This window comes from Arthrobacter sp. KBS0703, assembly GCF_002008315.2.
Classification (GTDB): Bacteria; Actinomycetota; Actinomycetes; order Actinomycetales; family Micrococcaceae; genus Arthrobacter.
The window spans coordinates 555,595-580,071 of record NZ_MVDG02000001.1 but is presented as its reverse complement, the minus strand read 5'-3'; the positions used below and the strand labels follow the sequence as shown (position 1 = coordinate 580,071).

Genomic DNA, 24,477 nt, shown 5'->3' with positions numbered 1-24,477 from the left:
TAACTCTTTGCCGGCAGGACAGTGCGATACTGCCGCTCCAGATCTTTCATCGTCAGGGTGGGCGTTTCGGGCGCTGTGGTTGTCATGCGCGCCATGTGTGCGGAGGAGCGGATCGGACTTCCCGACACCTCACCTGAAATCGGGTGGCTCTTTCTGTGATGCCGCACACATAGATGGTAAGTAGCAGGAACACCAAGAGCACCAGGAGTACCAATGACCGCCATGATGAACGACCTGATCGGCGATTCGTTTGCAGACCGTCCGGCCACAGAAGCATTCCTCGTGGAGGCCTGTGCTCCTGTTCTGACCATCACCGTCAACAGCCAAGCGGTCATCACAATTGCCCGCCGACTTCATGACGACACGTGCCTGGACGGTCCGGGATGCGAGCTGCGTGACCTCCATGCCCTCGACACCTACGAGGCCGACGTGCACAGCATGCTCGCTGCACTGGTCCAGGCCGCAACAGATGGCGACAACCCCGACATCAGCTCCTGCCGGGGCGCCACCGATCGTCGCTGGTTCAAGGGCCAGTGGTGGTGCAACAGGTGCAAGGCAGCTGTCGTGTTCCGCGCCGGGTCCGGTTGGGTCCACATCATCGGCGACTTCCTCGAGTAGCGGACCTACCGGTTTCCGCTTCTGACGCAATCCCTTGCCGGGAGCCGGATCGGACACATAGGCTCGAGCTTGTGAGTGGCTGGGACGGTAATCCGAAGAGCGGAACCGGCCAGCGACCCGTGAAGGAAAACAGCATGGCAACAGGTACGGTCAAGTGGTTCAACTCCGAAAAGGGCTTTGGTTTCATCGCCCCGGACGACGGAAGCGCTGACGTGTTCGCACACTATTCGGCAATCGCCTCCAGCGGTTACCGCTCCCTCGACGAGAACCAGAAGGTTCAGTTCGACGTTACGCAGGGCCCCAAGGGTCCGCAGGCAGAGAACATCCAGCCGCTCTAACGGCTTCTACGAAAGACTGGCCCGCCAATCGGCAGGCCAGTCTTTTCATTTGTCTTCACCCTTAGGATCCAGCCGCCTGTCTGGCCGCCTTGGCAGCCCGCGCCGCAGCCTTCTGCTCCTCCTGCCGCGCTTTCAATGCAATCGCCATCGCGGCCTTCTTCTTCTCGGACGCTGCCTGGGCTTTCTGCAGGCGCCGGGTCGTCTCCTTCATGATGGCGTCGCGGTTGGCCGCGAACCACTCCCTGGCGCCTTCCTCGTCCGCGAACGCACCGTCGTCCTGGGCTTCCTCGGACTGGGTCACGATGATCGCCCACATCGGTCCGCGCGGGATTCCTGCCTCGGCCAGGTGCTGGCCCTTGAGCATTGCCTTGCCGACAGCCTTCTCGTTGCCGATCCGGTCCGCGATGGCTAGCCAGTCAGGCAGATAGTTCCTGCCGCGCCTGGCCCCTTCACCGCGGCCGGCTTTGTCCGCCTCCACCAGCTGCGCCCACTGCTTCAGGGTGGGACCGCCGCCGGCGTTATCCAGCCGCTGCAGCAGCCGGCGGACCGCGGAGGCGCTGACCGTGGCCTCGCCGCCGGGGTTGTGGCACATGTGCTCCCGGATCAGCGGAAGGATCTTCTCGTGGAACCGCTGCGGGGCGCCGATGCGCTCCAGGAAGTCTTTGGCCGGGGCGACCCCCGTTTCGTGGTGGCCGCCGGAGGTGATCCTGCCGTCTTCGTCGATCTTCGTGGAATGAGCCTTGCCGAAGTCGTGGGTCATCGCGGCCAGGACCAGGATGGACGTCTCCTCTTCATCGAGGCCGTCACGGCGGGCGATCCGTGCCGCCTGGTCACCCGCCATCCCGAGGTGGACATGCACGGGCCCTTCCGGATGCCAGGTCAAATCCTGGGGGACCCCGCGGGTCGCCGCCAGGCCAGGAAAATGCTGCTCCCAGCCGGAGGTGTGCAGGGCCTCGAGCGCCTTGGAGATGTGGGTTCCTTCGGCGCTCAGCTTACGGAACTGCTTCCAGATGCCGTCCTTGTGCAGTTCGTGGAACGCCGGCGCCATCTCCCGGCACAGCTCGGCCGTCTCCGGGGCAAGCTCCATGTTGAATCGGCCAGCGAATTGGACACCGCGGAGCACCCTTAGAGGGTCTTCCTGGAACTTGTCTCCGGTGTGGCGAAGGATGCCGGCTTCGAGGTCGGCGCGGCCGCCGAGCGGATCCACGAGCTCGCCGGATTCCGCATCCCAGCCCATTGCGTTCATGGTGAAGTCGCGCCGGGCGAAGGCGACATCGAAGGGCATGTTCGGGTCGGTCTCGACGACGAAGCCACGGTGGCCGTCGCCGGTCTTGTTGTCCTGGCGGGGCAATGCGACGTCGAAGTCCTGGCCGTTGAGGGAGGTGTTGAAGACCCCGAAGGACGGGCCAAATTCATTCACGTCCCCGGGCAGGGCCTTCCGGACCTCATCTTTGGAGAGCCCGTACACCTCGATGTCGATGGAATGAACGTGGCCATGAGCGCCAACTTCGAACAATTCCTCGAGAAGATCACCTTCGCGTTCGAGTACACCAACGAAGACCAGACGGCGAATGACGCGGAGCCTTTCCTCGCCATGGTCCGCGCCAACCAGGATCTCCTGGCGGCCCGGCTCGCCGAGGCCCGCGACTCCGCCCGTCTGAGCGGGGTCTCCACGCAGGTTTCCCTCGAAGGCATCCAAACGGACCCCACCTGGCCGCAGCTGATCCTGTCCGCCGGCCCCTACAACCCCGACGAAGACGAGGATGAATCATGAGCACTCTGACAGCTGTCCCTTCACCCGCCCAGGTCCCAGCTGCGCGCCAGAACGCCAGACTTCATTTGCAGTCGCGGGCCCTGACCGGCATCCAGAACCACCTGCTCGCCGGCGGTAACGACACCGAATTCATGCTCCGCCTGGCTGGCAGTGCGCTGCGCAATTCGGCGGCCGGCACTGGCTCGGATCAGCGCTTCGCTGAGGAGCTCAAGCGCCACACCCGCGGCCTTGAGGCGATCCACCGCCACCTGACTGTCGGCGGCACCGACAGGGACATCCTCGTCGGCCTCACAGTCAACGCGCTCACCGGGTACAGCCCGGCCACCGCCCAAGAAGCGCGGGAGGCCCGGGCCAAGGCGGAGCAGGTGGCTGCATGATCCGCAACAACTCCGAGTACATGTTGGCTGACGGCTCGCCGCGATACGGCATCCGCACCACCGGCCTGGCCCAAGTTTCGGTTGCCACCGCCCCGAACCTCATCCGGGTCGGGCAGACGGCGGACGCCGCTGCACTGCTGGACGCTGCCGAACTGAAGCTGGCTGTGCAGCACCGCTTCGTCCTCGACAAGTACAACCACGCCGACGCCGAAATAATCTCCGGGCTGCGGGCAGACCACCCCGAGGAGCTCAAGGAAGCCGAGGCCACCGTCGCCAAGCGCCTGGACTCCCCGGCGGTGTGGATGCGTGGCGCCAAGACTGCGTACACAGAAGCCGTTATCGAGGAAGCCCAGATGGACGGCACCCTCATGCGGCAACTGGCTGCGTCGCTCATGTCGATCGGACTCAGTGTGGCCATGTTGGTCATCGTGATCGGTCTTGCCGCGACGAAAGCCCCTCCCCTGATCTCGCTGGTCATCGTCTTGGGCATCTACCTGGGTACACGCCCCATCCAGCGGAAGCTGGGCCGGACCGTGGACCCCGGCAGCCTGCCGACCCGCATTGACCGCGAGGACGCCCGATTCCTGTGGGACGACGTCGTGAACGCCACCCTGGTGGCTGTCCTGCAGAGCAAGGACATCCCGCTCGACCAGGGCACCGTCAAGGCCGCGCTCCGCGGCTGGAACCACACCCGCTACGTCGCCACCGTGGCGCAGGAACTGCGGACCAACCCCGCGCAGCCGTAACAATCCAGCCTGCCGACCGTTGCCATGGACAATGATCCTCGGACCGGCAGAGCCGCCGGCCCAGTCCGGCGTGCAGCAACCGAAGGACCCGCAGCCGGGCCACGATATGGGGAAACAATGAGCAATGAATATCAGCTCGTCGACGGGTCGCCGCGGTACGGCGCCCGCCACGAAGGAACACCACAGCAAACCAGCCCGGCACAGCCGCTCCGCGTCGAAGAAACCGCCGAAGCCGCAGCCCGCCTGGGTCTGAATGACATGGCCGCCGCCATCGACCGCCGCCTGGACAGTGCCTGGGCCGACGCCGAGGACCCGGTCGTGACCGCCCTCCGGAAAGAGAACCCGGAGGAGCTGGCCGCGGCCCGCGCCCTCGTCCAGCTTCACCTGGGTTCGCAGCGCCAGTGGCGGCTGAAGGCGCAGGCTGTCCGGGACAAGCAGCTGGCCGGCACCGTGGCCCGCCGCAAGGCCTCCGGCAGTGCCCGGGCAATCCTGGCGATGCGTCTGGGCCTGATGGCGGCACTGATCGCACCGCCCGCTTACATTGTGGCCACCGACCAGGAAAACTACCTGAAGCTGCTTATCATCGGCATCATCTGCTTCGCGGCGGCCATGATTGGCGGGCACTTCCTGACCATCCGGGCCCGCATTCCGGTCATGCCGAACATCCGTGGCCCTTGGCTGAGCGAGCTCCGCGAGGATGTCGTGAACGCGACCCTGGTAGCGATCCTTCAGAACAAGGGCGTCGCACTCGACCGCCGCACTATTGCCGCTGGCCGGCGGGGTTGGGAAAGCATCCAGGTGGCAGCCAAGGCCGTGGCGGCACTCCACGGTTAGAAGCGTCGGTCATTTCCACAAGCCTGGTGCGGACGACCAATATACTGGCGCCAGCTCATCACAATATTTGGGGGAATCATGGCAGCTAAAACGACCCTGGGGGCAGCCTGCCTTACAGCCTTCCTGGCTTCCGCATTGGTAGGGTGCTCCTCGCCCCAGGCGGCACCTGCTTCGGCGCCGGTAGCCGCCAGCTCATCACCTGCCGCCTCTGTGTCCCCTTCGGCCGTCAGCACAGTTGCTACTGCTGCGTCGTTCGAGCTTCCCGTCGATAAATATCCGGTTGAGAGCCTGGCCAAGGCCATTCTGGATGACAGGTGGACCGCTTGGGAGAACTACGGAGCAAACCAGGAAACCAATGAGAAGTACATGGATCCGAACGCTAACAAGAAGCCAGCTGAGATCGCACAGCCCATTGCGGAAGCGGGTGCCGAGCTGGTCACAAAGGCACTCTTCGTCGAAGGCTTTGAAGCCAACCCGCGCCTCAGCCACATGAAAATTACGGAGACCAAGATCAACGTGGCGACGATCGAGCGCGCTCTGATCACATGGGAGGACTCGGTGCCGTACAAACGCACCATGGCCGCCACCGGCGAAGTCAGAAATGTGTCCGGCTCGGCGGACGAGGGACATGCGGAATTCACGGTCAGCTGGACCAACAGCAGTAACGCGTCCGAGAACCGCATCAGCACGGAGTACGACAAGAACGACACCATTCCCGTGACCGGCACGTACACCTTCACCATGAAGGTCGTGGACGGCAACTGGAAGATCGCCGACATCCAGTACTAGGGCGACACGTAGAAGCCCCGGCAAGGTCTCCGCGCCGGGGCTTCGCTGTGCTTACGCCTCGGCCGAAACTGGGGTCGGGGTCAGCTTGATGTAGCCGTAGCGGTCCTGGCTGATGGCGTATTCGGTGCCTCGGAGGATGATTGTGTCGCCCTCGGCGACGAGGATCTGTTCGCGGCGTTCCTGCTTGTGGGCGGTGAGGACGGTGGCGTTGGCGCTCATCCAGGCGTGCGGTCCTTCGACCAGCGGTCCCTCGCAGATGACCCGGTGGAAGTTCCCGGCTTCCCAGCCGCCGACGCTGTAGGTGGTGTACAGGTCGGTGCCGCGGTGGGTCTTGTCGAACATGGCCAGCTGCGGTCCGCCGAAGTGGTCCTGACCGAAGAGGGCCTGCGGGTTACCGGCGCCCGGGTGGCCCTCGGAGTACGTGATCGGGTCGCTGTCGTTGATGGTGAGCAGCTCGTCCAGGTTGAAAGTAGCCATGGTGTTCGGTCCTCCGGTATCGGCATTCCCGGCTCCCTGCCGGTACTGCCAATGTGTGCGGGAATCCGGAACGCCCTCACCGCTGATCGAAACGCCCGCGGGCCGCACACAAAGAAGGCGGAGGGGCTACTACCCCTGGACGCAAAGAAACCCCGGGACGTTCGAGGTTCCGGGGCTTCTTCGCAGTGGCAGACCTTTTCCGTTAGGTAGTCGGCTGCTGCATATGTTTGATTCAAGGCTTGTCAGGCCACCATACGGTCTTTCCTGACGTGCTGCGTTCCACACATTAGCAGCATCATCCGACACTTTGGCAAGCATCAGGTCCGGGCCGCTCCGCCCTGCGGCTTCAGTAAAGCCGCACGTCAGACGGCATCAGGGCGCCGCGAAGCCTCCCGTGGAGCCGAAGCCGCCGGTGCCGCGGACCGATTCAGTGAGCTCATCGACTCGGGCGAACGAGGCGATTTCGATCCGCTGGATGACTAACTGGGCGATACGGTTTCCGCGCTTGAAGTCCATTGCTTTGTTCCGGTCCGTGTTCAGCAGGCATACCTGGATTTCGCCGCGGTAGCCGATCTGGATCCGCAACGGCTCCAACAACGACTGGACCGTGGTGGAGGGCCCGCAGGTGCGCGGCCTTGCTATGCCGGTACCTGATTGGAGCGCCTGGGCTTACGCGGCCGCGGGGCCACTTCCTCAACCAGACGCCAGACCACCATGTCCAGTGCGCGTAGCGGGGTGACAGTAGGGCCGTCGACCGGGGCGAGGCCGGCGATTTCCGTCCAGTGCTCCAGTCCGTCGCGGAGGTCCTTCCTGATCTCAGGCAGCCAAGCGAGGGCGAAATCCTTCCAGCCGCGGCCTAACTTCGGTTGGACCCGGACGTTTCCAAGCTTGCTATAGGCCCGCCAGACGTGGTCGTCGTACAGCGGGAGCAGGCCCGGGCGCTTCAGGTGCAGGACCTTGCTCAGCTTGGTCAACCGGACCGACAGGGGCCGTTCCTTCCGGTCCAGGACACCGAACAGGTGCGCGATCACCTCCAGCGTCGGATCGTCCGCCATGTCGAGGGTGGACCGAGGCACGTTCCCCAGCCGGGTGTTGATCTCATGGGACAGGCTCTCGAACGTGTACTGGGTCGTCAGCGGGTTCTGCCCTGCGTTCAGGAGCCCGGCAGCCAGCACGTCCTGTGGGCCGATCGTGTCCGGATCACCGTTGCCCGGATAGCTGTCGTACGCCGGGTAGGACCATCTGCCGGGCTGGTTCATATACTCCCCGGCCAACTCCTTGGCGTGCCCGACGCTGACCTTCAGGCCACCAATCGTAAGATTCTTCATCATGCCCGAGAGCCTAGTGCCGCACACCTGGTAAGCAATACCAGTCACGAAAGACGAGGGAACCGCACCACGCGTCTCCGTAATGGTGCTTCAGTCCAGCGGGTACTCCCGAACTCCCAGAGTTTTCAAGTTCAGGGCCACGACATTGCCCTCGAACTGGTCCATGTGCAGGACATGAACCTGGGTGCCCATGTTCGGCATCAGTGCGCTGCGCCGCTGGTGCCAGTGACCGGAAAACACCAGTCGGGGCTCGGTATTGCGAACGGCGTCCCGGACCAACAGGCGGTTGGCGTACGCCTCCTGCTCAATGACCTTCGGCAGCCCGAAGGAGAACTCCGACACGACGTCAATCCCTGCCGGAACCTCATGGGTGATCAGCACGTCCAAACGGCCCGGGCCCAAGCGACAGACGTCGGCCTCACTGGTTTCCTCCCCCTCCCACCAGGACTTGCCCAGCTTCCGGGAACGGCGGTCCACCGAATATGCCCCGCCTAGGGCCCCGAACCGAACCCCCGACCAATTCCAACGGTGCCCGCGCGGTGCGTACAGCAGCCGGTCATTGATCACACCGAAGCCGTCTTCATTCACAGGCAGGGCCCGCAGCTTCGGGTGCACGTCATGGTTGCCGTCCACGAATACCAGCGTCAAATCATGCTCGTCCAGGCGCCGTTTCAGGACCTTCGTGAACTTGTCGTTATCGTTGGCCGCCGGCCACAGGACGGCCAGGTCACCGACATGGATGATCGTTTTGTGTCCGCTACGGGCAGCGGCCCGCAGCACCTTCTCCATCCAAATGGTGTTCCCGTGCCAGTCACCGGCGACCAGAAGCTCGTCCGGCCAATGGTCCACCTCATTGTGCTCCGCACTAATTTCGCTCATCCCTCCCATGTGTACGGCACCGCCGGAGCTGGTCGCCGGGGAGCGTCTGCCACGAGGCCATCTGCTGTCAGCCCTATCCGTTCAAGGCTACCGACAGGCAGAAGGAAGACGACTTGGCCAGCAACCGACACTTGGTCACGGCAAGCAGCAAGCTATAGGGCAGCCGGATTGAACCACATAGTCTCTGGCTCGGAGGAGGAAAGATGTCCACAGTCGCCAAACATCCGACGGGCTATGAGGACGATGCCAACGTTTGGCTCTACAACGCCGTAGGAGGGCCAACAGGAGCTTCGACGTCGGTTACCCCCGGTAGGAGCCTATTGAGTTCTCGGCGCGACAGCTAACACCCGCTGATGTGGCCAGGCGGTCTGTCCGCCCCACACCTGTTTCTACTTTCTACGCGGCAACCCACACTCGGGCCTTACCCATGCGGTACAAGCAATGTCCCTCTAGCAAGTTTTGCCTAGTGATTCACCGTTCGTGCAAATGTCAGCGTCTGCACCGAACAAATTTCCTGAATCCTCCAGGGCGTTCCAATGCCTGGGGCTTGGATCCGAGCAGCGATCCGGCCACCACTCCCCTAGGATGGCGCTATGACACACTGCTCAAACTCTGAACGCCGTCAAGTATGTGACCCAAAGTGTTACCAAAGTGTTTATCCAGGCACCATTAAGGCCGGAAAAACCCTACAAATTGTGGAGCTAAGGGGATTCGAACCCCTGACCTCTTCGATGCGAACGAAGCGCTCTACCAACTGAGCTATAACCCCGGGGCGCCACTGCCAGAGACAACCGCAACGCCGGTTTCCCTAGGCTACAAATTTTCCGCCCGCTTTTCCAGCCAGCCCCTGAATGTCTCGCGTCCGTAGCGCTCCCCGGGCGCCAGGTTCTTGCCTTCGCGCAGGAATTTGCCCATAGACCCGGGCAACGAGAACGCTGCCACGACGCCCCGGGCGCCCGTGACCTGCTTCCACGTGCGCGCCAGGTCGTTCATATCTTGGATCTCAGGGCCGCCAATCGTCCGCAGGCGGTGCCGGTCGGCGGCCGCTGGCCCCACCGCTGCTTCCAGCAGTGCGGCGGCCACATCGGCCGGGGAAATCGTCTGGAACCGGGCGCCCCTGACCACGGGAATGAGGCCAACGCGAGACCCGGCAGCGAACAGCCCGGCCACGAGGCTGTGGAACTGTGTGGCCCGCACTGTCGCGGTTTCGAGCTGGGAACGGGCGTACACCCGTTCCTTGTCCGCTTTCGACCGGTAGAACCCGTAACTGCTCTGACCGCAGTTAATGATGGAGAGCAGGACCGCCCGCCCAACGCCGGCCTCGAGTGCCGCGGCAAGCAACAACGCACCGCCGGCGGCAAACAGCCTGAGCGCCTTGCCTGATTGCCCCTCAAGGCAGTCGATCACGACGTCGGCACCCGCCAGCGCTTCCGCCAGCCCTTCGCCGGTGGTGACGTCGGCACGGAAGTAAGTGGCGCCGTCGTGGTGTTCCGGGGAACCTGCCGGAGGCGGGTTGCGGCTGAGGACGGCGACGGTGTGACCGCCGGAAAGCGCCTGGCTCACCACTTCGCGGCCCACCTGGCCGGTGCCGCCGGCCACACAGATACGGGTCATGGCCTGAGGCTACACCCGCGCGGACGGTCGCTACGCCCGGCGGCGCTGCAGGACGTCGTCAAGGTTGCTCAGCGCGCTCTGGGCCTTGGTCAGGGGCCGCGCGGGGCCGGCATTCGGCGCTGCCACGGCCAGATGTGTATAAGAGACAGCGGCGGGGCCCTGCTTGAGCGAAGGCTTGCCGACGGCCTTGGGAGACTCCGGAAGATCGAGCGGTTCGGGTGCGGGGCGGTCCGCCTTAGCAGCCTCAACATAGGTGGGCTTGGGAACTTCTACCGGCTCCCAGCTGGTGTCTTCAGCCGCGGCCGGTTCGCTGGCAGCCTGGGCGGCACTGTTGTCTCCCGCTGCGACGGCCACTGCCAAGGCGGCCTCGCGGAGTTCCCTCGCCGTCAGGGGCTTGGGTCGGGGCGCAACGGCTTCGGCGTCGAAGAGCATGTTTTCCCGCTGGACGGCGCCTTCCCCGGACGGCACCGGATCCGAATACCGCTCCGTGCGGGTACTGCTTTCAGCCCGCGAACCCATGGCAGCGCTGAATGCGGCGTTCATCTTCTTCCGGCGGTCCCGGACGGCCAGCCGACGCAGAAGAACGACGGCGGCAGCGCCGGTCAGGAACGCCAGGGCCGGAAGCCAGGGGTTGCCGATGCCGAAGATCCGCAGGACGCCGCTGACCACCGCTGTAATGAGGGACAGCAGCCCGGCGAGGGCGATGGCTGTCCGTCCGTAGCGGATGCGGAAGGCACCGCCGTCCTTTGCGGCCGGCTGGCCACCGGACCTGGCCGGCGTGAAGCCGGCTGCGGATTCGCTGCTCTTCCTGGTGTCCATGCGTTTCTCCTGCTGGGCGGTCATGTGTGCGACCCTCCCGGCTTGCGGGTTTGCAGTTTCGGCGTCAACGGTCTCCACCGTCAGGTCACCGGCAGCCTGGAACTGATGCCGGCGGTTGCGGAGCACGTAAGGGGCAACCCATAAAATCCAGAGCGCGACAGCGACCACAAGGATGACTGAGCTGCTAAGGGGGATGTCCACATACAAAACCGTATGAGGAATAGGCGACCGGGTGTGGCATTCGTCTCGGTGTGTCGCGGGCGGGCTCTCAAATCAATGGACTTATGCCGAGGAAGTTGCCTGGCCCCGGACCCTCAGGCCGGTCTCCTGCGGAGCCACGGACCGAGCAGCCCCTCCGGAACCTCCTCTGAGGTCAGCGCGAAGGTTCGGTGGTCAGCCCATTCCCCGTTGATGTGCAGGAACCGGGGCCTGTAGCCCTCGTCGCGGAAACCGAGTTTCTCCACGACACGGAGGCTGGGACCGTTCTCCGGCCGGATGTTGATCTCCATGCGGTGCAGGCCCAGCGTCCGGAAGCAGTGGTCCGTGACCATGGCAACAGCGGTGGGCGCGATCCCTTGCCCCGCCCTGGCCTCGTCCACCCAATAGCCAAGCGTTGCCATCATGGCCGAGCCCCACACAATCGAGGACACCGTCAACTGGCCCACGATGACCGGGTCGCGGAACCCGGGGGTCCAGGCCGTGATCAGGAACGGCAGGGCCGTTGCCTGGGCCGCCTGGGAGTTCAGGGACTTCACCATCTGCCGGTAGTCGGGCAGCGCGCCGCCCGGCGCGGGGTTGGATGCCTCCCAGGGTGCAAGCCACTCGCTATTCCGCGTACGGACCTCCGTCCATTCCTTGCGGTCACGGTACCGGATAGGACGCAGGACGATGTCCCCGCATTCCAGCGTGACCGGCCAGATGTGGCTGACCCTCATGGAGGGTTACTTGTTCAGTCCGGCGGTGAACTCCGGCAGCCACTCACGCAGGCCGGGGCCAAGGTCGTCGCTGTCGATGGCGAGCTGGACACAGGCCTTGAGGTAGCTGAGTTTGTCGCCGGTGTCGTAGCGCCGGCCCCGGAAGATCACGCCGTAGACGCCATAGCCGTCTCCGTCGCTGGCTGCGAGTTCCTGCAGCGCATCTGTGAGCTGGATTTCGCCGCCGCGTCCGGGGGCCGTCCGTTCGAGCACGTCGAATACTGCGGGGTGAAGTACATACCGGCCGATGATCGCCAGGTTGGAGGGTGCCTCGTCGACGTCCGGCTTTTCCACGAGCTTGTTGATCCGGACGAAGCCCTCGCCGTCGATCGCGGCAACATCGGCGCAGCCATAGGCGCTGATCTGGGACGGATCCACTTCGATGAGGGCCACGACGGAGCCGCCGGTCTTGGCCTGGACTTCGATCATGGTGCTCAGCAGTTCGTCGCGGGCATCGATCAGGTCGTCACCGAGCAGCACGGCGAAAGGCTCGTGTCCCACGTGCTGGCGGGCGCGCAGGACAGCGTGGCCCAGCCCTTTGGGGTCGCCCTGACGGACGTAGTGGATGTCCCCCAGGTTGCTCGCTGCCTGGATCGACTCCAGCTTGGCGGTGTCTCCCTTGGCCTCCAGGGTGGCTTCCAGGGCGGGAACCCGGTCGAAGTGGTCCTCGAGGGCGCGCTTGTTGCGTCCGGTGATCATCAGGACATCGCTCAGGCCAACTTTGACGGCCTCTTCGACGACGTACTGGATTGCCGGCTTGTCGACCACCGGCAGCATCTCCTTGGGCATCGCCTTCGTGGCGGGCAGGAACCTGGTGCCGAGGCCCGCTGCGGGGATGACGGCCTTGCGGACTGAACGATTAGTGGAAGTCACTCGACTAATCTATCGGAGGGAACATTCATACGGTAAATGCTTCCGGCAGTGGCCCGGCCGGACTCCCGACACGACAAAGGACGGCCCGCCATGCCACCAGAGAACCAGCCGGCTAAGGATGAGATCCGTGCCAGGCACCGGACGCTGCGCGCGGGACTGCCGGCCAGCGCCTTATCGGACGCCGCGGACGGAATTGCCGCCCACGGCCTGGCCTGGGCGGACACGATCGCGGACGGACGGCCGGCGACATTCACCGCCTATCTTGGCGTAGCCTTCGAACCGCCCACGCTCCGGCTGATCACCGCCCTCCACGAGGCAGGCCACAGCGTGCTGCTTCCCGTCTGCGAACCGGACCGCGCCCTGAGCTGGGTGTTTTGGAACCCGTCCTCCGAATTTGTCCGCAGCAGGTACGCGCCCATCCAGGAGCCGGCCGGGGAGCGCCACGGCCTCGAGGCCATCAAGGAGGTGGCTGCAATGTTCCTCCCCGCCACGGCCGTGGACATGAACGGCAACAGGATCGGGCAGGGCGGCGGGTACTACGACAAGTTCTTGGCGGCGGTGGATGCCACCGGCCTGCGCGCCCCCAGGGCCGCCATCATCTACGACGCCGAGCTCCTGCCTGCTTCGACGATCCCGGCCGAAAGCTTTGACCGGCCCGTCGACGCGGTCCTGACCCCCTCGGGCGTGATCCGGCTGGCGTGAAAGCGGTACCGCTGACGTGGAGGCAACGCCGGCAGGGTGATAGAATTGGCACTCAGGCCCTGCGACTGCTAAGCGGTCATTTCCGCCGCGGTGTTCCGTCAAGGAATGTCCCGGAGATGAAGCTTGCAGCACAGGACCTGCCGCTTGTCCATGAGGAGGATCCACAGTGCCCACGTATGCCTATGCCTGCAAGGATTGCAGCCATGCCTTCGACATCGTGCAGTCATTCACCGACAGCACTCTGACGTCCTGCCCCGAGTGCCAGGGGACCCTTCGCAAGAAGTTCAACACCGTAGGCGTTGTCTTCAAGGGATCCGGGTTCTACCGCACTGATTCGCGCGATGCCAAGGGCAGCACGGTCTCGTCGTCACCGGCCGCTTCAGCCCCTGCTGTGCCTGCCGCCGCTCCGGCGGCTCCCGCTGCCAGCTGACCCCGCCCCGCCCTGCTTGTCCGGAATGATGTCCGCCCCGCGGATGTCCACATACGGGCCCCTGCGCGGCCCGCTTTCCACATAGGGCAACTCCCGCCTGTCACTCAGCACTACAGGCTACGTAGCGTGGCAGCATGCCAGCTACCGGAATCTTCCCCGTCAGGACCTCCCCGTCGGCCGGGCGCGCCAGCCGACGCACTGCGCTTCCCGGAAGCCCGGGCCGCCCGCCCCGCCGGGCTCCTGACCTCGCCGGCTGGCTGACCCGCAACCGCCGCCTTGCCGTGGCGCTGCTGCTTTGTTTGGCCGCCGGCTTAGCCGTCCACCAGCTCACGCCCGCCCCCGCCCACACCGTCCGGGCCATCGCCGCGGCGCGGGTCTCTTATACACATCTAGATGTGTATAAGAGACAGGAGCGGCCCTGGGCGGCGACGACATCGCGGCGGTCAACATTCCGCCGTCCCTGCTGCCCGCCGGCTCGTTCACTGATGCCCCAGGGCTGGAGGGAAAACAGCTGGCCGCCCCACTCCGCAAGGGGCAGCTGCTCTCGGACGCCCAGCTCGTGGGGCCTGGACTGCTCACGGGAGCCGCACCTGGTTCTGCCGCAGTGCCGTTGCGCATGGCGGACCCTGCCTCCATCCAGCTGGTCTCCCCCGGCCAGCTCGTCAACGTCGTGCTGACGAACGGCAACGGCTACGAGCAAGCGTCTTCATCAAAGGTGCTGGCCAGCTCCGTGCCCGTGTTGTGGACGTCAGGCCAAGAGGGCCAGAGCGGCCAGTGGCTCGGCACCGGCGACTCGGAAGGCCTCATAGTCGTGGCGGCAACGCCAGCCCAGGCCAGTGCCCTTGCGGGTGCCTCAACCCAGGGCAAGCTGTTCTTTGTACTCGTGGGGTCAGCAGGCGGCTAACCCCAGTGAGGGGGCCGCTGCTCCTTCAGCCACGCATCGTGGTCATTGTCGGCACCGGAATCGCCCCACACCCGCGGATCGTCCTCGGACGCCTTGTTGGGCACCACGCCCGCCGATTTCACCGGGCCGGGGGTCTTCCGAGCCGGCCCGGACGCCTTCGAAGAGGCGGTGGCGCCATTCCGGGTGGCGCCATTCCGGGTGGCGCCGCCCTTCGGGGAGCCGCCGTCGCTCGGGGTGCCAGCGTCCTTCCGGGAGCCATCGTTCACTGCAGCGGCGTTCACTGCGTGCCGTCCTTCCTGTCCGCGGTATCACCGTCGTAGTCGTTCTCAACATCGTCTTCATGGGCGTCGCTGAATTCTTCGTCGGCGCTGCCGTCTGAAAACCCTTCCGGACCCACCACGAATTCCTCGCTGCCGCGGCCCGCACCGGGGTCCGAATCCTGGTCGTCGCCATCGTAGGATCCGTCGTAGGAACCCTCGCCGCCGCCCTCGTAGGGCTCCTCGGCGAGAGAGCTGACGTCGTCGTCGAAGAACCCCGGCGAGCCCACGGACCGGAGCGGGAGGGCGGGCTTCTCGAGTCCGAGGTAGCCGCCGATCCGGTCGGCGCAGGCTGAGGGATCCGTAAAGACTTCGATCGTCCACAAAGGCATGTAACGCCAACCGAGGCGCTCCAGCAGCTGCGGGCGCAGCCTGCTGCGTTCGCGGACCGTCATCTGCCGGTACTGCTCGGTCCCGTCAGACTCGATGGCCACCGGCCGCGGTATCTCAGCGGCGTCCTGGCCCATGGTGCTGAGGGGGTCGGCCGCGGCCACGACGTCGATGACGCCGTCATACTGGTGCCAGACGCGGGCCCCGCGAGCCCGCAGCCGGTCGCCGAGGTCCGCCACTGTCTCTTATACACATCTAGTTGTGTATAAGTGACAGGCCCCGAGCGCCTGTCTCTTATACACATCTAGATGTGTATAAGAGACAGGCCGAGGTCCGTGTTGCCGGAGATCTCGCGGTCCAGCAGTTCGTACAGGTCCACCGCCCCGTGCGCCAGCCGGGTCCGGTCAAGGTCTTCCGGCTTGAAGCACGTCAGGACGTGCAAGGACTGGCGGGCGCGGGTCATGGCCAGGGCGAACTTGGCCCGGCCGCCCTCGGCGGACAGCGGACCAAAGTTGTGCAGGGCGCGCCCGTGCGGAGTCCGGCCGTAGCCCGGGGAGAAAATCACGTGGTCGCGGACCAGCCCCTGGGCGCGCTCAAGATCTACCACGCGGAAGGACTCATCCCCGGCGGTGAAGAATTCGGCCAGCGCAGGATGGTTGGGCAGCTGCAGCCGGATGGCCTCGCCGATCCTCGCGGCATGCCGAAGGCTGGCTGTGACGACGGCCAGGGTGGTGCGCGGACGGAGGCGGGCGTGTTCGAACACCAGCTCCACCACGCGGTTGACCTCCGCCACGACCGACTCCACGCCCTCGTGATCGGCGCTCGGCAGCCCCGTGCCGTCGGGCAGGTACTCCACCAGCAGGGCACGGTCCAGCCCCGTGGCGGACTGGCCTTCGGGAAGGCGGCGAAGGCCGCCGTCGTAAAAGCCCTTGCTCAGCTGCAGCACCAGGTCTTCGTCAACCGCGCGGTACACGGAGTGCAGGCGCCATGTCGGCAGGACCGCAGCCAGCGCGGTGAAGGCGCTTTCAACGCTTTGGTGCGACTGTTCGCCGGCAGCGAGCCGCTCCACCGCGACGGTGAACGTGCGCGGGCTCGCGATCTTGTCGTCCCCGAACGCAATGACCTGCTTTGCGCGGGCCACGGCCGGCAGGACAGCCTGCAGCGACGTCGCTTCTGCATCCAGGATGACCACGGCGTCGAACTTCTGCTCGGCAGGGAGGAGGCCCGTCATCAGGTACGGGCTCACCGACCAGACAGGAACCAGCATGGGAACAAGTTCCGGAGCCTGGGCCGTCAGCGCCGCCAGCGTGACCCGCCCGTCCTTGAGCAGGCTCCTGAGGAGGTCCGCCTGGCGCGGGTTCTTGGCGATGCCGGCGCGCCAGCGCTCGGCGAGCTGCCACCGGAGCCGTCCGGCACCGCTGGCAATATGGGCGTTGTCGGCAAGCCTGTACTCGGCCTCAAGCTGGCGCAGGGCGTCGCCGTCGGACATGGCGAGGTAGTCATCGCCGCTGATCATCGCTTCCAGGGCGGACTGCCACCAGGCGAGCTCGAGCTCCGCGGCAACGGACTCGGCCGGGACCTCACGCTCCGAGAGATCCGCCAGCAGCTCGCCCAGACCGTGCTCGCGCATGTTCTCGATCAGCAGCGTGCGCTCGGGCAGCGTCTTGAGCGTCTGGCTGTCGGCGACGAGCCGTTCCAGCCGTTCCATGAGTTCCGGGTAGGGCGTCGTTTCCAGTGATCCGCCGGCCGGTGTGTGCCGCAGGGCGTCGCCCAACATCTTCAGTTCACGGGTCAGGCCCCGGTACATGAGGGTGATTTCGGCCAGTCCCGACGGCACCGCGGGATGTCGCTGCGTGGTGGCGTACCCGGCCCACTGTGCGCGCTGCTCCTGCACCAGCACCAGTGAGCTGTGGAGGTCGGCGATGTGCACGCCGGGCCGGACATACTCCTTGGCCACCCGGCGCAGGCGCGAACGCTGCATGGATGCCATGTCCACGTTGTGCTCGCGGCGCCAGGCGGACGATGCGGTCGCGGAGATGAGGTCGTGCACGGGCCGGTCAAAGATATCGGGTGTGAACTTGTCCAGGCTCTCCCGGACGGCGACCAGCAGCTTGAGCTGGGAACCCCACTCGGCAAAGGTCGTGCCAAGGCGGATCTCCGCGTGGCCGGCCACGTCCTTCATGCGCTCGTTCAGCAGCGGCAGCTTCTTCGCGACGGAGCGTGCCAGATCCTGCGCCTCCTCCGTCTCCTTCCGCGTCACCAGCCGGGCGCCGTGCCAGGGGCTCGACGTGGAGGCACTGCTGAAACTGCCGAGTTCCGCGGCGCGCTTCAGCCGGCCGGCGAGTTCCTCGCGGTCCCGGATGCTGTCCAGCACACTGCGCTTCAGCCGGACCGTGGTGGCCGGGGCCGGCTGGATCGCCGTCAGCTCCGCCAGCGACTGCATGGCCTGGTACGGCGAGCAGCCCCAGCGCTTGCGGACGTTGTGCAGCGACGCCACGTGGTCCATCAGCGCGTGCCGGTGCTCGGTCAGGGTCTTGTGCAGGCTGCCCAGCCGCGGCTCGCTGGATTTCTCGTTGCGGACGATGGCCCGGACCAGCTGGCCTTTGAGCTGCTGGGGCGTTGCGCTGCCGGACAGCTGGAAAAGGACGGACTCCAGGCCGAGGTCCTCGAGCCGGCCGGCCACTTCGTTGAGGCTGGCGCGCCGGTCCCCCACCACCAGGACTGTCTTGCCTTCGTCCACCAAGGCGCCGACGGCGTTGATCGCCGTCTGGGTCTGGCCGGTTCCGGGCGGGCTGCTGACCACCAGCGAGTCCCCTGCCCGGACGGCGTCAATCACGTACTGCTGGTCCTCGTCCGCATCCAGAAGGAGCAGCTCATCGGCGGGGTCGCGCTCGTCCACGCTCGGGAACCGTCCGGGCTGCAGCGCGGGCACCTCCAGGACTTCGCCGGATGCGGCCCGGGCCAGCGACGCCACGAGCGGGTTCTGCTGGTTGATCCAGGGGTCGTCCAGGTTGCCGGAGAGGTCCGCAAAGGTGGAGACGAGCAGGTTGTGCTCCACCTCCGCACCGTGGATCGGCTTGACCAGCGTGCTGAGCCGGTCCAGGACGGGCTGGGGGTCAAAGCGCGCGGTGCTGTAAGCCATCCGGGTCACGGCGTTGACGTCGAACACGATGCCGTGGATGGATTTCAGGTGCCGGATCAGGGCCGGATTGATGCGGGCCTGCTCCGTAAGCTGCAGCTCGTAGTCACCTTCGCCGGGGCGGATGGTGAGGGAGATGGCAGTCAGCATGACCGGCGCGGAGACCCGCTGCGGCTTACCGCCGACGGCGGACGTCCACACGACTGTTCCGGCCGAAAAGTAGCCGGCCTCGATGCCGCGGTCATTGGCGAGTTCGAAGATCTTGGACCGCAGGTTCCGGGAAGCCCGGGCAGCTACAACGTACTGCTGCTGGTCACGGATCAGCGTGGAAAGCCGGGTGCGGCGCCCTGCCATGAGCTGGGCAAGGCCGGACGGGTGCGCGTTCGTGAGGTCGATCGAGCCCTCGGGGGTTTTGGTGAAGCGCAGCATGGTGTCCGCCCCGGTAACGGGCTTAAGCCCGGACAGCCACTTCCTGAGCTCCTCCGAACCCTCGGAGTCGACCTGACCAACTGACACTACTGCCTTCTTTTCTGCGCTTGCACGTGACGCCTTGGACCATACGGGCATACTTTCGAGCGTAGCCGCAAACGGCCACGGGTGAGAGACCGCAACACTGGAACGGGCTAAGTTGCGGCGGATTTCGCAGCGCCGCCCGCATTGCCCGGCAAAAAACAACTGCCAGGAAAGCGGAGTGGCCGGCCTCCTTGCGGAGACCGGCCACTCAAAACGCTATTCCCACTCGATGGTTCCCGGCGGCTTGCTGGTCACGTCCAGCACCACGCGGTTGACGCCCTCAACCTCGTTGGTGATCCGGTTCGAGATCCGGGCCAGCAGGTCGTACGGAAGCCGTGACCAGTCGGCCGTCATGGCATCCTCGGAGGAGACCGGGCGCAGCACGATCGGGTGGCCGTAGGTCCGGCCGTCGCCCTGGACGCCGACGCTGCGGACGTCTGCCAGCAGCACCACGGGCATCTGCCAGACGTCGTTGTCGAGTCCGGCAGCGGTCAGCTCGGCCCGGGCGATGGCGTCAGCCTTGCGCAGCAGGTCCAGGCGTTCCTTGGTGACTTCTCCGACGATCCGGATTCCCAGGCCGGGGCCGGGGAACGGCTGGCGGCCGACGATTTCCTGGGGCAGGCCCAGCTGGGCTCCGACGGCGCGGACCTCGTCCTTGAACAGGGCCCGCAGCGGCTCGACGAGCTCGAACTGCAGGTCCTCGGGCAGGCCGCCCACGTTGTGGTGGCTCTTGATATTCGCAGCGCCTTCGCCGCCGCCGGATTCGACGACGTCCGGGTACAGCGTGCCCTGGACCAGGAACTTGATTTTCTCGCCGTGCGCCGCGGCTTCGGCGATGATGGCCAGCTCCGCTTCCTCGAAGGCACGGATGAATTCGCGGCCGATGATCTTGCGCTTGGTTTCCGGATCGCTGACGCCCGCCAGTGCGGCCTGGAAGCGTTCCTGCTCATTGGCAACGTAGAGCTTCACGCCGGTTGCGGCGACGAAGTCCCGTTCAACCTGTTCCGCTTCGCCTTCGCGGAGCAGCCCGTGGTCCACGAACACACAGGTCAGCTGGTCGCCGACTGCGCGCTGGACGAGGGCGGCGGCCACGGCCGAGTCCACGCCGCCGGAGAGGCCGCAGATTACCCTGGCGTCGCCGATCTGCTTGCGGATCCGGTCAACCTGTTCTTCGAGGATGTTGCCCGTGGTCCAGTTGGGTTCCAGCTTGGCGCCCTTGAACAGGAAGTTTTCCAGGACCTGCTGGCCGTATGCCGAGTGCTTGACCTCCGGGTGCCACTGCACGCCATAGAGGCACTTTTCCTCGTTGGCGAACGCGGCCACCGGCGCGCCGGCGGTGGTTGCCAGGACCTCGAAGCCCTCGGGTGCTTCCTGGACGGAGTCGCCGTGGCTCATCCAGGTGTTCTGCAGTTCAGGCACGCCGGCCAGGATGGAGCGGGCCGCGCCCACTGCGGTGGCTTCGGTGGAACCGTACTCACGAAGTCCGGTCTGGGCCACCTTGCCGCCCAGCGCGTTGGCCATTGCCTGGAAGCCGTAGCAGATGCCGAAAACCGGGATGCCGGCTTCGAAGAGGTCCGCCCCCACCTTCGGGGCGCCGTCCGCGTACACGCTGGAGGGGCCGCCGGACAGGATGATGGCGGCGGGGTTCTTGGCCAGGAGCTGCTCGGTGCTGTAGGTATGCGGAACCACTTCCGAATACACGTTCGCTTCCCGGACGCGGCGGGCAATCAGCTGCGCGTACTGGGCACCGTAGTCAACAACCAGCACCGGCTTCTGGGAAGTTTGGGATGCAGTGGGAGTAGTCACCGTCCTAGACTACTTTGCACCGTTGCCCCGACGCATCTTGAGGGGGCCTGCTGTGACGCACGAAACTCCGGTGAGGCGGCTCAGCGGCTAGTACCGGCTGGCTGCCTGGGGGTTGGCTGCCAGTTCGGCTTCAACTTCGGCGTGGAACTTCTTCTCCACGATGAAGGAGAGGAACGGCACCACGCCGCCAAGTGCCAGCAGGATCATCTTGGCGAACGGCCAGCGCATCAGCGTCCAGAGCCGGAAATTCGACATCAGGTACACCACGTACATCCAGCCGTGGACAATGAGCACCGCGACGGACACGTTGAATCCGTTGAGCACACCCTTGGGCTCGGCCTCGGTAAATCCGAACCCGAACGGCTGGCCCGTCAGGGCGTTGGTCCCGCCCGCGAACAGGTACTGGCCGAAGACGTAGCGCGCCACCAGCTCCGCGCAGAGCAGCAGCAGCATGGCGCCGGTGAGGTAGGCCATGACCTTGTAGAACTTCAGGGCCGAGCGAATCTGCGCTTCCGTTCCGCCGAAACGTCGCTTCTTCGCCGCTCCTGAGCCCGTCTGGTTCGACGGCTGCGGCTGGATGGCAGGCTTGGGTTCGATCATGGCTGTACCTTTTGTTGGGTCGGGTCCGGCTGGTTTGCTTCTGGCTGGGTCGTGTCTGGCTGGGGAGAGTCGTCCGGCGCGTGGCCGCCGCCGTCGTCCTCGTCGTCCTCGTCGTCCTCCAGGCTGCGGTGGTAATCATCCTTGACCAGCCGCCACCAGATGAAGAGGGCGAACCCGGCGAAGACGATCCATTCCACCGAGTAGAAGAGATTCAGCCAGTTGACCTTGGCGGGCGGCGGCTGCGCGCCGATGCTCAGCGGCTGGAGGCCGCTGCCGGCGGCGGCAGCACCGACGTCGGACGTTCCGGAGAGCTCCGTGGTGGCCGACACGAACGCCGGGTAGCTGCTGACGTTCCAGATGTTGATGAGTTCGGCGACCGAGACGGCGGAAGCCTGTCCCGGCGCGGGGGCCTTGTTGGGAACCGGCGCCTCGGACGGCAGGAGCCGTCCGGTCAGCCGGATAGTGCCCGACGGCGGCTCGGCGGCTTCGGCGGGATCGGCGATCCATCCGCGCGCCACCGGAATCCAGGTTTGCGGCGAGGCGGCGGCACCCTTGAGTACGGGGGCATCCGTGACGGCGAACGCCGTCACCACCCAGTATCCCGTCTTGCCGTCCTTGAGCCGGCCCGGAACGAGGACCTGCTTGGAGCGGTCATAGGTGCCCGTGGCGGTCACCATCTGGTCGGCCACCGACCCCCGGAAGAATTCGCCGGGCTTCAAGGTCTCGGTGAGGCTTTTGACGTCCTCGGTAGTGGGGTTGACAGGCACCTCGGGCTGGCTGGACCGGCCGAACTGCCACTGGCTCAACAGCACGAAGACACCGGAAATGACGATCGCAAAGACGAGGCCTGCGATCCACCGGGGCTGGAGGGCTGTTTTCCACACCCCTTAACCGTACTTCGTCCCCGTGTAGAACAACGAAACGGCTGGTCCCTCAGTGGTCGAAGAACACCAGGCTTGAGTTGATCAGTTCCGCGATCACTTCGGCATCGTAGGCGCGGCGCAGCGATTCCCGGAAGGACTCTTTGGACAGCGACCTGGCCAGGGTGGCCAGCACCTCGAGGTGGTCCGAGAACGAGCTCGCCGGGGTGGCGATGAGCAGGACCACCGTGGCCGGGCCGTCCGAGGCCCCGAAGTCGAGGGCCCTGCCGTACTTGGTGATGCCGACGGCGATGGAGGTCCGGGAAACAAATTCACTGCGGGCGTGCGGCAGGCCCACTCCCCCGGGAAGCCCGGTGGCGAGCTGGTGTTCACGTGCGTTGACGTGCCCCAGGAAGCCCTCGAGGTCCGAGACGCGTCCGGCGGCGTACAGCGTCCGCGCCAACTGGGCTGCGGCGTCAGTCTTGTCAGCCGCGTCCAGCTCCAGAATCACCATCTCCGGTGTGGTGAGTTCTGCATCGTAACGGTCAAGTGGTTCCGCCAAGTGGTGTCCCTTCAGTGAGGCCCGGAGCCCCATTCCGCGGCGGTGTGTGATCTCAGCGCAACGGGACGATGTCTTCCACGCCCAGCCTGGCAGCGTCTGCGGATTCGTCGTCCGGCTGCTGCTGACTGAGCCGTTCGGCTTCCACCCGCGCAAGGTAATGCTTGATTTCGCTTTCCCGCTGCGCATCGCTCCAGCCAAGAATTTCTCCCATAAGCTTAGCGACTACCGGCGCGGCAGACACACCCCGGTCCCACGACTCGATGGAAATGCGGGTCCGGCGGGTCAGGACGTCGTTGACGTGCCGGGCACCTTCATGGGTCGCCGCGTACACGGCCTCGGCCTGGAGATAGTCGTCAGCTCCCGGCAGCGGCTCCGCGAGCTCGGGGTTGTCGTGGATGAGGCCCAGCACCTGGGACGCCATGGATCCGTAGCGGTTCAGCAGGTGCTCAACCCTCGCCACGTGCACGCCGGTTTCCTCTGCGGTGCGGTTGCGGCGGTTCCAGGCGGCCTTGAACCCGGTGGCGCCCAGCAGCGGCACGGATTCGGTGCAGCTCGGCGGGACACGTTCGTCCATGCTGCGGCTCGCTTCATCCACGGCGTCCTTGGCCATGACCCGGTACGTTGTCCACTTGCCTCCGGCCACCACCACCAGGCCCGGCACGGGATGGGCGACGATGTGTTCGCGGGACAGTTTGGCCGTGGAGTCGTTCTCGCCGGCCAGAAGGGGCCGCAGGCCGGCATATACGCCCTCCACGTCCTCCCGGGTGAGCGGACGCTTGAGGACCTTGTTCACGTGTTCCAGAAGGTAGTCGATGTCCTTGCTCGATGCCGCCGGGTGGGCCTTGTCCAGGTGCCAGTCGGTGTCCGTGGTCCCGATGATCCAGTGCCGTCCCCAGGGGATGACGAACAGGACGGACTTTTCGGTGCGCAGGATGAGGCCCACGGTCGACTGGAAGCGGTCCCGCGGCACCACCAGGTGGATGCCCTTGGAGGCACGGACCTTGAGCTGGCCGCGTTCGGTCACCATGGCCTGGGTCTCGTCCGTCCAGACGCCCGTGGCATTGATCACCTGCTTGGCCCGGATCTTGAAGGTGGAACCGTCCTCACGGTTGACCACCTTGGCGCCCACAACCCGCTCCCCCTCGCGGAGGAAGTCCACCACGGCCACCTGGTTGACGGCGTGGGCCCCGTAATAGGCGGCTGTGCGGATGAGGTTGGCCACGTACTTGGCGTCGTCAACCTGGCCGTCGTAGTAGCGGATGGAGCCCACGAAGGCGTCATCCTTCAGGCTTGGCGCCGCCCGCAGTGTGCCGCGGCGGCTCAGGTGCTTGTGGAAGGGGACGCCGCGCTTGTGGCCTCCGGAAATGGACATGGCGTCGTACAGCGCGATGCCCGCCCCGATGTAGGGGCGTTCCAGGAACGGCTTGGTCAGCGGATACAGGAACGGAACGGGACGTGCGAGGTGGGGTGCCAGCTCGGAGAGGAGCAGGCCGCGTTCCTGCAGCGCCTCCTTGACCAGACCGAAGTCCAGCATTTCGAGGTAGCGGAGGCCGCCGTGAATCAGTTTGGAGGAGCGCGACGACGTTCCGGCCGCCCAGTCGCTGGCCTCCACGATGCCCACGTTCAGGCCGCGGGTCACGGCGTCGAGGGCCGTGCCGGTCCCTACGATCCCGCCGCCGACGACGAGGATGTCGAGTTCCTTGCCTGGCTCGGTGGTGGCCTTGAGCGCGGCGAGCGATGCGTCCCGCGCCTCGGGGCCCAGCGCTCCCTTGCTCGCCTCTGCACCTTCAGCAAAACCGCTCATGACAGGCCTCCATCCTCGCTGACGTTGTAGTTCCTTAGACTACTTCCAACGTCCGTGGATGGGCAGGGTG

25 protein-coding genes, 1 tRNA gene and 1 pseudogene are annotated in these 24,477 nt (G+C 65.7%); 10 read left to right on the top strand and 17 right to left on the bottom strand.

Annotated elements, in window-relative coordinates; genetic code table 11:
* The first annotated feature begins 213 nt into the window (after positions 1 to 213).
* A complete protein-coding gene (locus B1A87_RS02755) occupies positions 214 to 618 on the top strand; it encodes a hypothetical protein (protein WP_078027150.1) in 405 nt (134 codons plus the stop codon).
* A gap of 134 nt (positions 619 to 752) precedes the next feature.
* Complete coding sequence (locus B1A87_RS02750) at positions 753 to 956, top strand: cold-shock protein (RefSeq protein WP_078027151.1); 204 nt, start codon at positions 753 to 755, stop codon at positions 954 to 956.
* A 61-nt stretch (positions 957 to 1,017) separates the two neighbouring features.
* On the opposite strand, the gene B1A87_RS02745 is transcribed toward B1A87_RS02750, so the two are convergent.
* A complete protein-coding gene (locus B1A87_RS02745) occupies positions 1,018 to 2,472 on the bottom strand; it encodes a CCA tRNA nucleotidyltransferase (protein ID WP_260680613.1) in 1,455 nt (484 codons plus the stop codon).
* On the opposite strand from B1A87_RS02745, the gene B1A87_RS02740 reads away from it, so the two are divergent.
* From B1A87_RS02740 to B1A87_RS02720, 5 genes are all read left to right on the top strand, one after another.
* Complete coding sequence (locus B1A87_RS02740) at positions 2,452 to 2,730, top strand: hypothetical protein (RefSeq protein ID WP_185982214.1); 279 nt, start codon at positions 2,452 to 2,454, stop codon at positions 2,728 to 2,730. The genes B1A87_RS02745 and B1A87_RS02740 overlap by 21 nt on opposite strands.
* Entirely contained in the window at positions 2,727 to 3,107 is a 381-nt protein-coding gene (locus tag B1A87_RS02735) for a hypothetical protein (RefSeq protein ID WP_078027152.1), read from the top strand. Before B1A87_RS02740 ends, B1A87_RS02735 begins: the two co-directional genes overlap by 4 nt.
* Positions 3,104 to 3,853, top strand: coding sequence for a hypothetical protein (locus B1A87_RS02730; RefSeq protein ID WP_078027153.1), 750 nt, complete (start codon positions 3,104 to 3,106; stop codon positions 3,851 to 3,853). The genes B1A87_RS02735 and B1A87_RS02730 overlap by 4 nt, the downstream gene beginning before the upstream one ends.
* A 117-nt stretch (positions 3,854 to 3,970) precedes the next feature.
* Positions 3,971 to 4,687 (top strand): hypothetical protein, encoded by a 717-nt coding sequence (locus B1A87_RS02725; RefSeq protein WP_078027154.1) that lies wholly within the window; start codon positions 3,971 to 3,973, stop codon positions 4,685 to 4,687.
* 210 nt (positions 4,688 to 4,897) lie between these two features.
* The gene (locus B1A87_RS02720) at positions 4,898 to 5,476 is read left to right on the top strand and encodes a hypothetical protein (RefSeq protein WP_260680612.1); all 579 of its coding nucleotides are present in this window, start codon (positions 4,898 to 4,900) and stop codon (positions 5,474 to 5,476) included.
* Positions 5,477 to 5,527: 51 nt separating this feature from the next.
* Here the strand turns inward: B1A87_RS02720 and B1A87_RS02715 are convergent, their stop codons facing one another.
* The 9 genes from B1A87_RS02715 to galU all read right to left on the bottom strand — a co-directional run bounded on the left by B1A87_RS02715 (position 5,528) and on the right by galU (position 12,440).
* On the bottom strand, positions 5,528 to 5,953 hold the full coding sequence (locus B1A87_RS02715; protein WP_078027156.1) for a hypothetical protein: 426 nt from the start codon (positions 5,951 to 5,953) through the stop codon (positions 5,528 to 5,530).
* Positions 5,954 to 6,325: 372 nt separating this feature from the next.
* Complete coding sequence (locus B1A87_RS02710) at positions 6,326 to 6,550, bottom strand: hypothetical protein (protein WP_395940218.1); 225 nt, start codon at positions 6,548 to 6,550, stop codon at positions 6,326 to 6,328.
* Between the two features lie 41 nt (positions 6,551 to 6,591).
* Complete coding sequence (locus B1A87_RS02705; RefSeq protein WP_078027158.1) at positions 6,592 to 7,284, bottom strand: DUF6308 family protein; 693 nt, start codon at positions 7,282 to 7,284, stop codon at positions 6,592 to 6,594.
* Between the two features lie 87 nt (positions 7,285 to 7,371).
* Positions 7,372 to 8,160, bottom strand: coding sequence for a metallophosphoesterase (locus B1A87_RS02700; protein WP_078027159.1), 789 nt, complete (start codon positions 8,158 to 8,160; stop codon positions 7,372 to 7,374).
* A 696-nt stretch (positions 8,161 to 8,856) separates the two neighbouring features.
* A tRNA-Ala gene (locus tag B1A87_RS02695) sits at positions 8,857 to 8,929 on the bottom strand.
* A gap of 44 nt (positions 8,930 to 8,973) precedes the next feature.
* Positions 8,974 to 9,774, bottom strand: coding sequence for an SDR family oxidoreductase (locus B1A87_RS02690; RefSeq protein WP_078027160.1), 801 nt, complete (start codon positions 9,772 to 9,774; stop codon positions 8,974 to 8,976).
* A gap of 30 nt (positions 9,775 to 9,804) precedes the next feature.
* Positions 9,805 to 10,794 carry a hypothetical protein gene (locus B1A87_RS02685; protein WP_185982213.1) on the bottom strand — a complete coding sequence of 330 codons (990 nt, stop codon included), beginning with the start codon at positions 10,792 to 10,794 and terminating at the stop codon, positions 9,805 to 9,807.
* Positions 10,795 to 10,907: 113 nt separating this feature from the next.
* Positions 10,908 to 11,528, bottom strand: a complete 621-nt coding sequence (locus B1A87_RS02680; RefSeq protein ID WP_078027161.1) for a GNAT family N-acetyltransferase — start codon at positions 11,526 to 11,528, stop codon at positions 10,908 to 10,910.
* 6 nt (positions 11,529 to 11,534) lie between these two features.
* Positions 11,535 to 12,440: a UTP--glucose-1-phosphate uridylyltransferase GalU gene (gene galU, locus B1A87_RS02675; RefSeq protein ID WP_078027162.1), complete on the bottom strand. Its 906-nt coding sequence runs from the start codon at positions 12,438 to 12,440 to the stop codon at positions 11,535 to 11,537.
* A gap of 90 nt (positions 12,441 to 12,530) precedes the next feature.
* Between galU and B1A87_RS02670 the strand changes: the two genes are divergently transcribed.
* The 3 genes from B1A87_RS02670 (at position 12,531) to B1A87_RS02660 (ending at position 14,476) form a co-directional block, all read left to right on the top strand.
* Positions 12,531 to 13,142, top strand: a complete 612-nt coding sequence (locus B1A87_RS02670) for a 5-formyltetrahydrofolate cyclo-ligase (RefSeq protein WP_078027163.1) — start codon at positions 12,531 to 12,533, stop codon at positions 13,140 to 13,142.
* A 166-nt stretch (positions 13,143 to 13,308) separates the two neighbouring features.
* Positions 13,309 to 13,572 (top strand): FmdB family zinc ribbon protein, encoded by a 264-nt coding sequence (locus B1A87_RS02665; protein WP_078027164.1) that lies wholly within the window; start codon positions 13,309 to 13,311, stop codon positions 13,570 to 13,572.
* A 418-nt stretch (positions 13,573 to 13,990) separates the two neighbouring features.
* A complete protein-coding gene (locus B1A87_RS02660; protein ID WP_313902500.1) occupies positions 13,991 to 14,476 on the top strand; it encodes an RcpC/CpaB family pilus assembly protein in 486 nt (161 codons plus the stop codon).
* Here the strand turns inward: B1A87_RS02660 and B1A87_RS02655 are convergent.
* From B1A87_RS02655 to B1A87_RS02625, 7 genes and pseudogenes are all read right to left on the bottom strand, one after another.
* Entirely contained in the window at positions 14,473 to 14,757 is a 285-nt protein-coding gene (locus B1A87_RS02655; RefSeq protein WP_078027166.1) for a hypothetical protein, read from the bottom strand. The genes B1A87_RS02660 and B1A87_RS02655 overlap by 4 nt on opposite strands.
* A 232-nt stretch (positions 14,758 to 14,989) precedes the next feature.
* A pseudogene (locus B1A87_RS02650) lies at positions 14,990 to 18,829 on the bottom strand (AAA family ATPase); the annotation flags it as partial.
* Positions 18,830 to 18,991: 162 nt separating this feature from the next.
* A complete protein-coding gene (gene guaA, locus B1A87_RS02645; protein WP_078027167.1) occupies positions 18,992 to 20,581 on the bottom strand; it encodes a glutamine-hydrolyzing GMP synthase in 1,590 nt (529 codons plus the stop codon).
* A gap of 87 nt (positions 20,582 to 20,668) precedes the next feature.
* A complete protein-coding gene (locus tag B1A87_RS02640) occupies positions 20,669 to 21,181 on the bottom strand; it encodes a DUF3817 domain-containing protein (protein WP_078027168.1) in 513 nt (170 codons plus the stop codon).
* Positions 21,178 to 22,065: an SURF1 family protein gene (locus B1A87_RS02635; protein ID WP_078027169.1), complete on the bottom strand. Its 888-nt coding sequence runs from the start codon at positions 22,063 to 22,065 to the stop codon at positions 21,178 to 21,180. Before B1A87_RS02635 ends, B1A87_RS02640 begins: the two co-directional genes overlap by 4 nt.
* Positions 22,066 to 22,114: 49 nt before the next feature.
* Entirely contained in the window at positions 22,115 to 22,603 is a 489-nt protein-coding gene (locus B1A87_RS02630; RefSeq protein ID WP_078027170.1) for a PTS sugar transporter subunit IIA, read from the bottom strand.
* Between the two features lie 52 nt (positions 22,604 to 22,655).
* A complete protein-coding gene (locus tag B1A87_RS02625) occupies positions 22,656 to 24,407 on the bottom strand; it encodes a glycerol-3-phosphate dehydrogenase/oxidase (RefSeq protein WP_078027171.1) in 1,752 nt (583 codons plus the stop codon).
* Between the last annotated feature and the right edge of the window lie 70 nt (positions 24,408 to 24,477).

What these genes read in the sequence shown, in the direction of transcription:
- B1A87_RS02755 (WP_078027150.1), top strand. Translation starts at nt 214, where the DNA reads ATGACCGCCATGATGAACGACCTGATCGGCGATTCGTTTGCAGACCGT.
- B1A87_RS02750 (WP_078027151.1), top strand. Translation starts at nt 753, where the DNA reads ATGGCAACAGGTACGGTCAAGTGGTTCAACTCCGAAAAGGGCTTTGGT.
- B1A87_RS02740 (WP_185982214.1), top strand. Translation starts at nt 2,452, where the DNA reads ATGAGCGCCAACTTCGAACAATTCCTCGAGAAGATCACCTTCGCGTTC.
- B1A87_RS02735 (WP_078027152.1), top strand. Translation starts at nt 2,727, where the DNA reads ATGAGCACTCTGACAGCTGTCCCTTCACCCGCCCAGGTCCCAGCTGCG.
- B1A87_RS02730 (WP_078027153.1), top strand. Translation starts at nt 3,104, where the DNA reads ATGATCCGCAACAACTCCGAGTACATGTTGGCTGACGGCTCGCCGCGA.
- B1A87_RS02725 (WP_078027154.1), top strand. Translation starts at nt 3,971, where the DNA reads ATGAGCAATGAATATCAGCTCGTCGACGGGTCGCCGCGGTACGGCGCC.
- B1A87_RS02715 (WP_078027156.1), bottom strand. Translation starts at nt 5,953, where the DNA reads ATGGCTACTTTCAACCTGGACGAGCTGCTCACCATCAACGACAGCGAC.
- B1A87_RS02705 (WP_078027158.1), bottom strand. Translation starts at nt 7,284, where the DNA reads ATGATGAAGAATCTTACGATTGGTGGCCTGAAGGTCAGCGTCGGGCAC.
- B1A87_RS02700 (WP_078027159.1), bottom strand. Translation starts at nt 8,160, where the DNA reads ATGAGCGAAATTAGTGCGGAGCACAATGAGGTGGACCATTGGCCGGAC.
- B1A87_RS02690 (WP_078027160.1), bottom strand. Translation starts at nt 9,774, where the DNA reads ATGACCCGTATCTGTGTGGCCGGCGGCACCGGCCAGGTGGGCCGCGAA.
- B1A87_RS02680 (WP_078027161.1), bottom strand. Translation starts at nt 11,528, where the DNA reads ATGAGGGTCAGCCACATCTGGCCGGTCACGCTGGAATGCGGGGACATC.
- B1A87_RS02670 (WP_078027163.1), top strand. Translation starts at nt 12,531, where the DNA reads ATGCCACCAGAGAACCAGCCGGCTAAGGATGAGATCCGTGCCAGGCAC.
- B1A87_RS02640 (WP_078027168.1), bottom strand. Translation starts at nt 21,181, where the DNA reads ATGATCGAACCCAAGCCTGCCATCCAGCCGCAGCCGTCGAACCAGACG.
- B1A87_RS02625 (WP_078027171.1), bottom strand. Translation starts at nt 24,407, where the DNA reads ATGAGCGGTTTTGCTGAAGGTGCAGAGGCGAGCAAGGGAGCGCTGGGC.